The 12,837-nt window shown below is 68.8% G+C and carries 10 protein-coding genes and 2 tRNA genes; 2 read left to right on the top strand and 10 right to left on the bottom strand.

Annotated features, from left to right (window positions below):
• Positions 1 to 309: 309 nt before the first annotated feature.
• The 4 genes from B5X90_RS03285 to B5X90_RS03270 all read right to left on the bottom strand — a co-directional run bounded on the left by B5X90_RS03285 (position 310) and on the right by B5X90_RS03270 (position 3,938).
• Positions 310 to 383: transfer RNA gene (locus B5X90_RS03285), tRNA-Met, on the bottom strand.
• Positions 384 to 445: 62 nt separating this feature from the next.
• Positions 446 to 517, bottom strand: a tRNA-Thr gene (locus tag B5X90_RS03280).
• A 244-nt stretch (positions 518 to 761) separates the two neighbouring features.
• Entirely contained in the window at positions 762 to 2,897 is a 2,136-nt protein-coding gene (locus tag B5X90_RS03275) for a DEAD/DEAH box helicase (RefSeq protein ID WP_079550078.1), read from the bottom strand.
• A 387-nt stretch (positions 2,898 to 3,284) separates the two neighbouring features.
• A complete protein-coding gene (locus B5X90_RS03270; RefSeq protein ID WP_079550077.1) occupies positions 3,285 to 3,938 on the bottom strand; it encodes an MOSC domain-containing protein in 654 nt (217 codons plus the stop codon).
• 55 nt (positions 3,939 to 3,993) lie between these two features.
• On the opposite strand from B5X90_RS03270, the gene B5X90_RS03265 reads away from it, so the two are divergent.
• Positions 3,994 to 5,202 carry an acyl-CoA dehydrogenase family protein gene (locus B5X90_RS03265; protein WP_256860031.1) on the top strand — a complete coding sequence of 403 codons (1,209 nt, stop codon included), beginning with the start codon at positions 3,994 to 3,996 and terminating at the stop codon, positions 5,200 to 5,202.
• A 168-nt stretch (positions 5,203 to 5,370) separates the two neighbouring features.
• A complete protein-coding gene (locus tag B5X90_RS03260) occupies positions 5,371 to 5,853 on the top strand; it encodes a hypothetical protein (protein ID WP_143264638.1) in 483 nt (160 codons plus the stop codon).
• A 90-nt stretch (positions 5,854 to 5,943) separates the two neighbouring features.
• Here the strand turns inward: B5X90_RS03260 and B5X90_RS03255 are convergent, their stop codons facing one another.
• The 6 genes from B5X90_RS03255 to B5X90_RS03230 form a co-directional block, all read right to left on the bottom strand.
• Positions 5,944 to 6,705, bottom strand: coding sequence for an SDR family oxidoreductase (locus B5X90_RS03255; RefSeq protein WP_079550075.1), 762 nt, complete (start codon positions 6,703 to 6,705; stop codon positions 5,944 to 5,946).
• A 53-nt stretch (positions 6,706 to 6,758) separates the two neighbouring features.
• Positions 6,759 to 8,117 carry a glycosyltransferase 87 family protein gene (locus B5X90_RS03250; protein WP_256860030.1) on the bottom strand — a complete coding sequence of 453 codons (1,359 nt, stop codon included), beginning with the start codon at positions 8,115 to 8,117 and terminating at the stop codon, positions 6,759 to 6,761.
• Positions 8,118 to 8,227: 110 nt separating this feature from the next.
• A complete protein-coding gene (locus B5X90_RS03245) occupies positions 8,228 to 9,589 on the bottom strand; it encodes an MFS transporter (RefSeq protein ID WP_079550074.1) in 1,362 nt (453 codons plus the stop codon).
• On the bottom strand, positions 9,586 to 10,107 hold the full coding sequence (locus B5X90_RS03240; RefSeq protein ID WP_079550073.1) for a winged helix-turn-helix transcriptional regulator: 522 nt from the start codon (positions 10,105 to 10,107) through the stop codon (positions 9,586 to 9,588). The genes B5X90_RS03245 and B5X90_RS03240 overlap by 4 nt, the downstream gene beginning before the upstream one ends.
• A gap of 91 nt (positions 10,108 to 10,198) precedes the next feature.
• Complete coding sequence (locus B5X90_RS03235; protein WP_079550072.1) at positions 10,199 to 11,413, bottom strand: cystathionine gamma-synthase; 1,215 nt, start codon at positions 11,411 to 11,413, stop codon at positions 10,199 to 10,201.
• Between the two features lie 17 nt (positions 11,414 to 11,430).
• Positions 11,431 to 12,816: a cystathionine beta-synthase gene (locus B5X90_RS03230; protein ID WP_079550071.1), complete on the bottom strand. Its 1,386-nt coding sequence runs from the start codon at positions 12,814 to 12,816 to the stop codon at positions 11,431 to 11,433.
• Positions 12,817 to 12,837 lie beyond the last annotated feature (21 nt).

Raw genomic sequence — 12,837 nt, 5'->3', positions numbered from 1 at the left:
CACGTCTAAGCGGCTAAGCGGCGGTATCCAACCAGCGGCCCTGCGGCTCGCCTGGCGGCAGTAGTCCAAGGGACCGGCACCCCAGGGGCCCCACGCAGACTGCGCAAGCAGGGGCGGGTGCACAGGGCCGCTCAGGGCCACATGAATCACGTTGCAGCGCCGCGATGGGCCAGAAGCAGCCATTAAGTAGCCACCTGCCAGAGAAAGTGAGGTTGTTACTGGAGAATCTAAGAGACGGCTCTCGAAAGCCACTCACGCAACAGTGCAGAAAAACCCCCGGAATCTCAAGGATTCCAGGGGTTTTGTCTGTAGCGGTGGGGAGGCTCGATCTCCCGACCTCACGATTATGAGTCGTGCGCTCTAACCAACTGAGCTACACCGCCGTAAATGAGGAAAACCTGCGCTAAGCCGGTCAAAAACCGCCTTGACACAGGCCCTCATTCAGAGCCCCCCACCGGAATCGATCCGGTGACCTCGTTCTTACCAAGAACGCGCTCTACCACTGAGCTAGGGGGGCAACGAGTAAATACTCTACCGGAAGATTCGCCCACCAACAAATCGGCGGCCGCACGACGCCGGACCGGCCGGAAACAGCGGAAATCCGGGCTCCCGGGGCGGTCCTGGGGGCCCGGACCGGCTCCCGGGACCGGCCGGAGGCCGCGGCTGTGACGAAGCGAACACCGGCTGAATGCTTAGCCCGACTGCTTAAACGGGAACGGGCCGGCTCAGGGAGCCGGCCCGTTCTCAGAGGGTGCTAGTGGTTACCACTTGTTGCGGGGCTTGAAGCCGCCTTCGTGGCGGGGCTTGCGGGTGTCCGCGCCGAAGGTGCGCTGCTCGGAACGCTCGCTGAACGAGCGGCCGCCACGGTCAGCGGAGGACCGCTCGCCGTCGCTCTTGCGGAATTCGCGCTTGAAGCCGCCGTTGCCCTTGAAGTTGCCGCTGCCGCCGGAGTAGCCGCCACGGTCTCCGCCGCGGTCGCCGCCACGGTTGCCCTGGTAGGAACCGCGGTCCCCGGCCGGCTTACGGCCGTTGTCGAGCTCGAGGTGGATCAGCTCGCCGCCGATCCGGGTGCGGGACAGTGCCTTGAGCTGATCGGCGCTCAGGTCCGCCGGGAGCTCCACGAGGGAGTGGTCCGAGCGGATGTCGATGCCGCCGATCTGGGCCGAGGAGATGCCGCCTTCGTTGGCGATGGCGCCAACGATGGAACCCGGCATGACGCGCTGGCGGCGTCCGACGGCGATCCGGTAGGTGGCGTTGCCCTCGGTCAGGGTACGGGTCGGGCCGCGTGAGCCGAAGCCGTCCTTGGAGCGCTCGCGCTTCTGGAACTCGGGCGCTGCCGGCAGTTCCTTGACCAGCAGCGGCTGTCCGCCCTGGGCCATGACGGCCAGTGCGGCGGCGATCTCCGAGGCCGGCACGTTGTGCTCTTCCTCGTAGGAGGAGATCAGGTCGCGGAACGCTGCGACGTCCTCGGACTCGAGGGTCTCCGTGATGCGCTCGGCGAACTTGCCCAGGCGCAGCGTGTTGACGGTCTCGGCCGTGGGCAGGTGCATCTGCTCTACCGGCTGGCGGGTTGCCTTCTCGATGGAACGCAGCAGGTACTTCTCGCGCGGGGTCATGAACAGGATCGCGTCGCCGGAACGGCCTGCGCGGCCGGTGCGGCCGATGCGGTGGACGTAGGACTCGGTGTCGTGCGGGATGTCGTAGTTGACCACGTGGCTGACACGCTCGACGTCCAGGCCGCGGGCGGCGACGTCGGTGGCGACCAGGATGTCGATCTTGCCGTCGCGCAGGGCCTCGACCGTGCGCTCACGCTGCTGCTGCGGGATGTCGCCGTTGATGGCGGCAGCCTGGAAGCCGCGCGAGCGCAGCTTGTCGGCGAGGTCCTCGGTGGCCATCTTGGTGCGGACGAAGGCGATGACGCCCTCGAACTCTTCGACCTCGAGGATGCGGGTCAGCGCATCGAGCTTGTGCGGGCCCATGACCTGCAGGTAGCGCTGGCGGGTGTTGGCGCCCGTGGTGGTCTTGGACTTGACCTGCACCTCGGCCGGGTTGTTCAGGTACTGCTTGGAGAGCCGGCGGATCTGGCTCGGCATCGTGGCGGAGAACAGCGCAACCTGGCGGCCCGCGGGGGTCTGCTGGAAGATCTGCTCAACGTCTTCGGCGAAGCCCATGCGGAGCATCTCGTCGGCCTCATCCAGTACCAGGTACTGGAGTTCGGAGAGGTCCAGGGAACCCTTGGCGATGTGGTCGATGACGCGGCCGGGGGTACCGACAACAACCTGGGCGCCGCGGCGCAGGCCGGCGAGCTGGGGGCCGTAGGCGGAGCCGCCGTACACCGGCAGGACGGTGAAGTCGTCGATGTGCTTGGCGTAGGAGGTGAAGGCCTCGGCAACCTGGAGCGCGAGCTCGCGGGTGGGGGCCAGCACCAGGGCCTGGGTCTTGCGGGACGGGCCGTTGAGGTCGTGGAGCTCGGCCAGGCGGGACAGTGCCGGTACTGCGAATGCTGCAGTCTTACCGGTACCCGTCTGGGCCAGGCCCACGACGTCGCGGCCTTCGAGCAGCAGCGGGATGGTTGCTGCCTGGATCGGGGACGGCTTCTCGTAGCCGACGTCCTGCAGGGCGGCCAGGACGCGGCCGTCGATGCCGAGGTCCACGAACTTGACGCCTTCTTCCTCGGCGTCCTCGTCCTTGGCCGGGGCGGAGGTGGCCTCGGTCTTGGTCTTGGTCTCAGCCTGCGGGGCAGCCTCGGCGGCCGGTGCTACAACGTTCGCAGGAGCCTCGGTGAATTCCGGGGCGGAGCCGGCTGCGGGGGCAGCCGTTTCAGAAGTCTCGACGTCGCCCTGGCTGTTCGCGGTGGCGAGTTCGGTGTCGACGGAGTTGTTCTGATTTTCGGGCATAGGTGAAATTTCCTCATCCATAGGGGCCAAGCGGCACAACCCGAGGTGAGCGGAGCCGCAGTACGCGTGACACGATTGCCGGGCGTACGGTTGACCGGCGGGTCACAGAAGTCCGGCGCTTTCGCAATCCCGTGGCAGGACTTCCCGCTGCATCTCTTGGCTGCTATCCCAGCAGTCTGTACAGCGTTTTCTTTTGCCGGCTCTCCCTATGAAAATGCCCGCATCACATTTGCGGGCCCCAACACTTGCCAGTCCTGCCTCAAGAATTGGGCAGGAATAAGGGATTTCCGGAGTGGGGGATATTTCAAGTGTAGGGCATGGAACAGAACAGTGGTAGTTGAGAGGCCGACGGCGGCTGGTGAGCTTGCGCACACCGGCTCCCCATCCCTAGACCCCGAGACGGCGCTGCAGCTGTTCGAACCTCTGGTGGTACTCGGGCTGCAGGCGGATCTGGCCGTCGGCGTCGGCGTCGCGCAGCGCCTCCATGTCCTCCAGGGTGGGATCGGTGAACCATTTGACGATCGTCACGCCGTGGGCGGGGACAAAGAGCCGGTGGATGTGGTCTCCGGCCTCGATGCTGCCGGTCCGGACCACCCGGAGGTAGGTGCCCACCCTCCCCGCCTCGGTGAACCGCTGGACCCAGTGCGGCTCGCCCATCCGCCGCTGGAAGGTGGCGCAGGGGATGCGCGGGGAGGTGACTTCCACCTCGACGTCCAGTCCGACCTTCCACCGTTCGCCGATCACGGCGTTGGAGGCGGTCAGGCCCGTGATCCGGAGGTTTTCGCCGAAGATGCCCGGCGGCATGTCCCGCCCGAGCTCGCCGGCCCAGTAGTCGGCGTCGTCCTGCGAGTACGCGTAGAGGGCCTGGTCCTCGCCGCCGTGGTGGATCCTGCTGGCCTGGATATCACCGCGCAGGCCAAGTTTGTGGACTTTCACCGGTCCGTCCACCGGGCGCTTGTCGATCGCGGTGACCCCGACGCTGCCGGGATCATCGAGCAGCTGGTGAACCCTGCAGACAGCAAGCACGGATGCGGTTTCCATGGCACCAGTGTAGGCCTGCGGCGTGCCCGCGCAGGGGCGGCCGTAGGATGCTGGCATGAGCAACGAAGCTGGCATGAGCAATGGGGCCACCCTTTCCGACGTCTCCGATGTCCTGGCCCTCGATTCCCTGCTGAGCGCGGAGGAGCGCACCGTGCGCGAGCGCGTCCGCGACTTCACGAACCAGCGGATCCGGCCGGGCATTGCCGGCTGGTACGAGGACGCCGTGTTCCCCCTCGAGCTCGCCCCGGAACTGGGCGAGCTCGGCGTGCTCGGCATGCACCTGGAGGGCTACGGCTGCCCCGGCCGCTCCGCCGTCGAATATGGCCTCGCGGCGATGGAACTCGAGGCCGGCGATTCGGGCGTCCGCACGTTCGTCTCCGTGCAGGGCTCCCTCGCCATGACGGCCATCCACAAGTGGGGCTCCGAGGACCAAAAGCAGGAGTGGCTTCCCCGGATGGCCGCCGGCGAGCTGATTGGCGCGTTTGCCCTGACCGAGCCCACGGCCGGCTCGGACCCTGCCTCGATGAAGACCTTCGCCCGTCGCGACGGCTCCGGCGACGACGCGGGCTGGATCCTCGACGGCGCGAAACGCTGGATCGGACTTGCCTCCGTGGCGGGCGTGCTGGTGGTGTGGGCCATGACCGACGACGGCGTGCGCGGCTTCCTCGTCCCTGCCGGCACCGCGGGCGTCACCGCGACGCCGATCGGGCAGAAGCTCTCGATGCGCGCCTCCATCCAGTGCGACATCACGTTCGATGCCGTCCGGCTGGGCCCGGAGGCGCTGCTGCCCGCGGCGCGGGGGCTGCGCGGCCCGTTCTCCTGCCTCAACGAGGCCCGGTACGGGATCGCGTGGGGAGCCATGGGCGCCGCGCGGGATTCCTACGAGGCCGCGCTGGCCTACTCCCGGGAGCGGCTGCAGTTCGGCAAGCCGCTGGCCGGATACCAGCTGACGCAGGAGAAGCTGGTGAACATGGTCCTGGAGATCCAGAAGGGCACGCTCCTGGCCCTGCACCTGGGCCGGCTCAAGGACGCCGGCAGGCTGCGTCCGGAGCAGATCTCGCTCGGCAAGCTGAACAACGTGCGGGAGGCGCTCAGCATTGCCCGGGAGGCTCGCACGATTCTGGGCGGCAACGGCATCACGCTGGACCATTCCCCGCTGAGGCACGCCGCCAACCTGGAATCCGTCCGGACCTACGAGGGCACCGACGAGGTCCACATCCTGATCCTGGGCCAGCACATCACGGGTCTGCCCGCCTTCCGCTGAGAGCCGCGGGGCATTTCGCGCAGTGTTTCCGTGTTTCCGTGTCCGCTCGTCACGCGATACGGACGAGGCCAGTGATACAGGTGGTGACTGCCGGGTTTCGGGTAGCCAACACTCGTGCTCTCCCTGGGGCGCTTTCGTACAGTGGTGCCATCGCCAAAGGGGGACATCATGAGTCTCAACGCAAAGCCAGCCGCGTGGACACTTCGTTTCTTTCCGGCACGGCACGCCCCTGCCGGCGCGGGCGCGGACGGCCAGGACATGTCCGCTGCAGACCAGGGACCCCACCGGCACCGGGCCCGCATCAGCGCGGCACCCGTCCTGAACCGCGACCGGCTTCAGGAGAGCACAGGGACTGTCCAATCGTGGAAGTTCCACGACTTCGTCAGCACCTTCCAGCTCATGCTTCCCCACCGGGTCGAAAAGATTCACCAGGCCCTGGCCGCCGGGGACTGGGAGGACGCGCGCCTGGCCGCCCAAAGCCTGTCCTGGTCCGCATCCAAGGCCGGTGCGTGCCGGCTCGAACTCATCGCCGACCTCATCGGTGCCGACCTCCAGTCCGGACGCAGGACCCGGGCACGGGAGACTGCCTGCCTCCTCCAAGGCGCCGCCACCGAACTGGCAACAGCCCTCGCCCGGCTGAGCGCCGGCTGACCGCCGGCTGACCGGATCCGGCCACCACCGGATGCTGCCCAACACCACACGCGCTCCATGAATCAGAGCGTCACCGCAGTGCGGGCGGGCTCAGGCGGAGAAGCCGCCGTCGGCCTTGACCAGCTGCCCGGACATCCAGCGGCCCTCGGGCGAGAGCAGGAACGCGACGGTGCCGGCCACGTCTGCCGGTGTGCCCAGCCGGCCGCCGGGGTGCCGGCGGCCCAGTTCGTCACGGAGCGGCGCATCCATCCAGCCGGTATCCACCGGTCCAGGGTTCAGGACGTTGGCGCTGATCCCGAGCGGGCCGAGTTCGCGGGCGGCGGCAATCACGATCCGGTCCAGGGCGCCCTTGGAGGCCCCGTAGGGCAGGTTGAAAGCGGTGTGGTCGCTGGTCAGGGCCACGATGGCCCCGCCGTCGGGACCGGCCTGCCGGGCGAAAGCGGCAATCAGCTGCCAGCTGGCCCGGGTGTTGACCGCAAAGTGCCTCTCGAAGCTCTCCAGGGACGTGTCCAGGATGGAGGAGTCCACGGATTCTGCGTGGCTGAGGACCAGGCCCTGCAAGGTGCCGGCCTCCGCCGCGGCGGCGGACATCAGCCGGTCCACGGCGTACGGGTCCTGGAAATCCGCAAGCAGCACCACGACGGCGGCGCCGGTCGCCTGGAGCTCGGCGGTGAGGCGTTCGACGTCGTCCGGCTGGACCCCCCAAGGCATCCGGGCGTCGTAGTCCTGCCAGTAAGTCAGCACAAGGTCCCAGCCGTCGGCGGCGAGGCGGCGTGCGATGCCCGCGCCGATTCCGGCGAGCCGGCCGGCACCGGTGACAAGGGCCGTCTTACGTCCGTCGGGGGAGCTCATGCCGAACAGCCTAGCGGCGGCGGCCGGCGCGGCGCCTGTTAAGTGCGCGGCGCCTACGGGGAGACTGCGGAAGTGGAGACGGCGGCCCGGACGTTCCGTTCGGCAACCGGCTCGGGGGCAAGGTCCGGCTCCGGCCCCAGCGGATCCCGCCGCAGGGCCACGAGCCAGCACACCAGCAGGGCCAGGGCGCAGAAGACGCCGGCGCTGGAGGCCATAATCCACACCCCGGGCGTCTGGATGTCGAGGTTTTCGGCGCCGAGGGCCGTACCGATGGTCTTGGGCGAGAACAGGAATACGAGGATCGACAGGCCCAGCACGCCGCCCATGGTCCAGCGCATCCCGACGTACCGGCGCGGAGCTTCCCGCAGGGTCCAGGCGAAGGCGGGAAAGACCGCCGCGACCCACACCCAGTGGTGGGACCACGAGACCGGGCTGATCAGCAGCATGGTGAGCGCCGTCGCCGAGACGGCCACGACGCGGGCACCCTGGTCGCTGGCGGCCTTGATCACTGCGGCGCCCACGGCCACAACCGCCAGGCTCAGCAGCAGCCATGGCACGGTGACGTGCGCTTCCGGGACGCCGAAGTGCAGCAGTGCGCCCTTGATGGACAGGTTGTCCACATAGCCCGCTCCCCCCATCCGGGACGTGTCGGGCAGCATCTGGAGCCAGAACTGCAGGGATTCGGCGGGCCGGAGCAGCCAGCCGGCCGCCACGGTGGCGGTGAAGCCGGCGGCCATGTTGCCCAGCCCGCGCCAGTCCTTGCGGACCAGAAAGTAGAGCCCGAACACCAGGGGCGTCAGCTTGATGCCGGCGGCGACGCCCACCAGGAAGCCGCTGCCGGGGAAACCGCGGGCCCAGCGCCGGTTGCGGGCCAACAGGTCCACGGCGATCAGGCCCATCAGCAAGGCGTTGATTTGGCCGAACACCAGGGTCTCGCGCCAGGGACCCAGGTTCAGCACCGCCAGGACCAGGACGGCGGCGGCCCAACCGTTGCCCGGTGCCCGGAAAGTGTCGCGCCAGGAGGCTTTCGCGTTCCAGTACCGGACCGTCCGGACCGCGGCCAGGATCGCCACCCCCGCCCCGGCGGCGTTGAACAGAGTCAGCGCCGCCGCCAGGGGCAGCCGGGCCAAGAGTCCGAAGACGATGGCGGCGAACGGCGGGTAGGTAAACATCAGCCCCGGCCCGCCGGCCCAGTCCACGTTGCCCGCATACAGTGCTGAGGGTGCCGCGCCGGCGTCGTTGAGGATTTTGCCGCCGTACCAGTAGACGCTGAAGTCCAGGCCGTGCTTGCCCCAGACTCCGAGCGAGATCCAGAGGAAATAGCCCACCGCGGCGATGGCCGGGATGACGGAGAGCCGGAACAGGTGCGGGACGGGTGAATACCGCGCCGGGCTGCGGTCTGAAACGGGCACTGACATGTACTCCCCCATCGGGCTGCTGATGTAGACGCTGGCCGTTTGGTCGGTTCCGTCCAGGGCGGCGCGCAAACGCGCCCTCGCTGTCGGGTCAGTCTACAGAACAGCTACGCCGGGACCGGGACGGACTCCGGTTTCCGGGCGTCCTTGCGGATGGTGGCGCTGATAACGGCGGCGATGGTGCACATGGCAGCGGCGGCGAACCAGGCGTAGGTGTACTGGCCGGTGGCGTCCCGGACCGCCCCGGCCGCCAGGGCCGCGGCGGCGGCGCCGAGCTGGTGGGCCGCGAACACCCAGCCGAACACGACGCTCCCGTCGGCACCGAACACCTGGCGGCAGATCGCGGCGGTCGGCGGCACCGTGGCGACCCAGTCCAGGCCGTAGATGACCACGAACACGATCATGCTGGGCTGGACGGTGGCGCTGAGCAGCAGCGGCAGGACCAGCAGCCCGATCCCGCGGAACTGGTAGTAGACGGCGAGCAGGATCCGGGGGTTGAAGCGGTCCGTGAGCCACCCGGAGGCGATGGTGCCGATGATGTCGAAGAGGCCGACGACGGCGAGCAGGCCGGCCGCGGTGGTTTCAGGCATGCCGTGGTCGTGGGCGGAGGGGATGAAATGGGTGCCGATCAGCCCGTTGGTGGTCGCGCCGCAGATCGCGAAGCCGGCCACCAGGGCCCAGAAGGTACGCACTTTGCTGGCCCGTTTGAGGACCTGCAGGGCACGGACCGCGGCGTTCCGGCGGGGCTCCCGCACTTCCTGCCCGGCGGCCGTTCGCGTCGGTTCGGGCCCGCTGGATTCCGCGCCGGCGTCCGGGCCGGGGGCCGGCGGCGTCGCCCCGTAGGGCAGCACGCCGACGTCGGCCGGTGAGTTCTTCAGGAACATCAGCACGAGCGGCACCACGGCCAGCGCGCCGGCACCGATCAGGAGCGAGGCCTGCCGCCAGCCCGGGTCCTGGGCAAGGGCCGCGATGAAGGGCAGGAACACGAGCTGTCCGGCGGCGCTGCCGGCGGTGAGGATGCCGATTACCAGGCCGCGGCTCTTGGCGAACCACGTGTTGGCGATGGTGGCGGCGAAGACCAGCGCCATGGACCCGGTGCCGAGCCCGATCAGCAGCCCCCACGTCAGCAGGATCTGCCAGGACTGGGTCACGAGGACCGTCAGCGCGCTGCCGGCGCCGATCAGCACCAGGGCCACGGCCGTGACGGCGCGGATGCCGAAGCGTTCCATGAGCGCTGCCGCGAACGGTGCCGTGAGCCCGAACAGCACGAGGTTGATGCTGACCGCGGCGGAGAGCACGGTGGTGGACCAGCCGAACTCGGTCTGCAGCGGCACCATCAGCACACCAGGGGCCGCCCGGAACCCTGCCGCGCCGACCAGCGCGAGGAAAGCCACGGCCGCGACGGTCCACGCCGGGTGGATGCGGCGGCGGACCGGCGCCGGGGCCACGGTGGTTTCGGGGGGATTCATGCGGCGGTTCCGTTCTGGACAGGGGTCCCGGTGCCGGCCGAGGCCAGCGGCACGGGGTCCGCGGTGCGGGAGAGGCTGTGCCAGCTCGTGTTGGCGGCCGTCAGCGGTTCCCCGCAGGCCGTGCACGTGTCAGCCGAGGAAGTCCTCTCCCCGCAGCCGCTGTGGATGACGAACATGTGTGCCTGCCCGGACGGCGCCGGGAGATGCTTTTCGGCCCAGATCACGACGGCGTTGAGCACCGGGAGGGCGTCTTCGCCCATGGCGGTGAGGACGTATTCCTGGCGGGTGCGGCCGCCGTCGTCGTAGGGCCGCCGGGCCAGGAGCCCCGCGGCGACGAGCCCGGCGAGCCGCTTGGTGAGCACGGAATCGGCCGCCCCCAGCCGATGTTTCATGGCCTCGAAGCGGCCGTTGCCGAAGAAAACCTCGCGCAGGACCAGCACGCTCCAGGGATCGCCCAGGATGTCGAGGCCGCGGGCCATGCTGCAGGTCCGTTGGGACCAGTCGGATCGAAGTGCCATGCGGCCACCCTAGCTGACTCTCTTAGAGAAAGCTAGGGTGGTCCGGCGGATGACCCGGGCGCCCGGGTCATCCGCCGGCGCAACGGTGCAGCTAGCTGCCGGCGGCCAGGGAGGAAATCGCGGCGTCGAGGTCGGCGATCAGATCCTCCACGTCCTCGATGCCGCACGAGAGCCGGATCAAGTTGACCGGGACCGCCAGTTCCGTGCCCTTGACCGAGGCGTGCGTCATTTCGGACGGGTAGTTCATCAGCGATTCGATCCCGCCCAGGGACTCCGCAAGGGTGAACACGGAGGTCGATTCGGCCACCTTGCGGGCCGCGGCCTCGCCGCCCTTGAACTGCACGGAGATCATGCCGCCGAACTTCTTCATCTGCTTTTTGGCCAGCTCGTGGCCGGGGTGGGTGGGCAGGCCCGGGTAGAGCACGGCCTCGACTTCGGGGCGCTCCAGCAGCCATTCGGCCACGGCCTGGGCGTTGTCGCTGTGCCGGTCCATGCGCACGCCGAGGGTTTTCAGCCCGCGGGTGGTGAGGAAGGCGTCCATCGGCCCGGACACGGCGCCGACGGCGAACTGCACAAAGCCGATCTTCTCCGCGAGTTCCGGGTCGTTGACCACGATCGCGCCGCCGACGACGTCGGAGTGCCCGCCGATGTACTTGGTGGTGGAATGCACCACCACATCGGCGCCGAGGGCCAGCGGGGTCTGCAGGTACGGGGAGGCGAAGGTGTTGTCCACGACGAGGAGGGCGCCGGCGTCGTGCGCCACCTTCGCGAGCGCCTCGATGTCGGTGATCTTCATCATCGGGTTCGACGGCGTCTCCACCCACACCAGGCGGGTCTTGCCGCCGGCTGCGCCTCCGGACGCGCCGCCTGCCGCGACGGCGGCCGCGACGGCGTCGAGGTCGGACATGTCCACCGGGGTGTTGCCGATGCCCCACTCCCCCAGGACCCGGCTGATGAGCCGGTACGTGCCGCCGTAGGCGTCGTTGCCGAGCACAATGTGGTCACCGGGGCGGGTGAGGGCTCGGATCATCGAGTCCTCGGCGGCCAGGCCGGAGCCAAAGGAGAACGCGGCGCTCCCGCCCTCCAGGGCCGCCAGCTGCTCCTGCAGCGAGTCACGGGTCGGGTTGGTGCCCCGGCCGTATTCGTAACCGGCCCGCAGCCCGCCGATGCCGTCCTGGGCATAGGTCGAGGAGAAGTGCACGGGGGGCACCACCGCCCCGGTGCGGGGCTCAAACGCCTGGCCGGCGTGGATGGCGCGGGTGTTGAAACCCTGGTCTTTCGAGGACGGGCTTTCAGGCACAGACATGGGACTCCTTGAACTGGTCAGTTGCTGAGGTACGCGAGGAGGTCGTGGCGGGTCAGGATCCCCACCGGGGCGCCGACAAACGTCACCATGAGGGTGTCGGCGTCGGAGAGGAGTTCGCGGGCGGTCGAGATCGATTCGAGCGAGCCGATCACGGGAAGCCGGGCCTCCATGTGTTCGGAGATTTTGTCCGAGAGTTTGGCCTCGCCGCGGAAGAGCTTGGCCGTGAGGGTGCGTTCGTCCACGGCGCCGAGCACCTCGCCCATGACGACGGGCGGTTCCTGCGACAGGACGGGGATGTGCGAGACGCCGTACTCGTTCATGATGTTGATGACGTCGCGGACGGACTCGTTCGGGTGGATGTGGACGAGGTCCGGGAGTTCACCGGTCTTGGCCTTGAGGATCTCGCCCACCGACGCCTCGTCCCCGCCGGCCAGGAAGCCGTAGGAGCGCATCCACTGGTCGTTGAAGATCTTGGCCAGGTACCCGCGGCCGGAGTCCGGCAGGATGACCACGACGACGGCCTCGGCCGGGAGGTCCTTGGCGACTTCCATGGCGGCCACGACGGCCATGCCCGAGGACCCGCCCACCAGCAGGCCTTCCTCGCGCGCCAGCCGGCGCGTCATCGCGAAGGAGTCGGCGTCGCTGACGGCAATGACGTCGTCCGGGACCGACTTGTCGTAGTTGGCCGGCCACATGTCCTCCCCGACGCCCTCGACAAAGTACGGGCGTCCCGTGCCGCCGGAGTACACCGAGCCGGCAGGATCCGCGCCGATGATCTTCACGACGCCGCCCTCGGCCCCGGGGCGCCCGGCGGAGACTTCCTTGAGATACCGGCCGGTGCCGGTGATCGTGCCGCCGGTCCCGGCGCCGATCACGCAGTGGGTGATGCGGCCGTCGGTGTCGTGCCAGATCTCAGGGCCCGTGGTCTCATAGTGGCTGGCCGGGGCGGCGGGGTTGGAGAACTGGTCCGGTTTGTAGGCGCCGGGGATTTCGGTGACGAGCCGGTCGGAGACGCCGTAGTAGCTTTGCGGGCTGTCCGGCGGGACGGCGGTGGGCGTGACCACCACTTCCGCGCCGTAGGCCTGGAGCACGGCCCGCTTGTCCTCGCCGACCTTGTCCGGCACGACGAAGATGCAGCGGTAGCCCTTCTGCTGCGCCACGAGCGCCAAGCCGACGCCGGTGTTGCCCGAGGTGGGCTCCACGATCGTGCCGCCGGGCAGGAGCTGGCCCGTTCGTTCGGCCTCCTCGATCATCTTGACCGCAATGCGGTCCTTGATCGAACCGCCGGGGTTCAGGTATTCGAGCTTCACCAGGACCGTGGCTGCGATGCCATCGGTCACGTGGTTGAGTTTGACGAGCGGCGTATGGCCAATGAGGTCCAGGATGGACTGGGCGTACTTCATAGGTACAAAGTTACCGTCTCC

This window comes from Arthrobacter sp. 49Tsu3.1M3 (genome assembly GCF_900168135.1).
In the GTDB taxonomy this organism is placed as follows: Bacteria; Actinomycetota; Actinomycetes; order Actinomycetales; family Micrococcaceae; genus Arthrobacter.
Note: the sequence above shows the minus strand (reverse complement) of the source record. Positions and strands in the feature narration are given on the sequence as shown.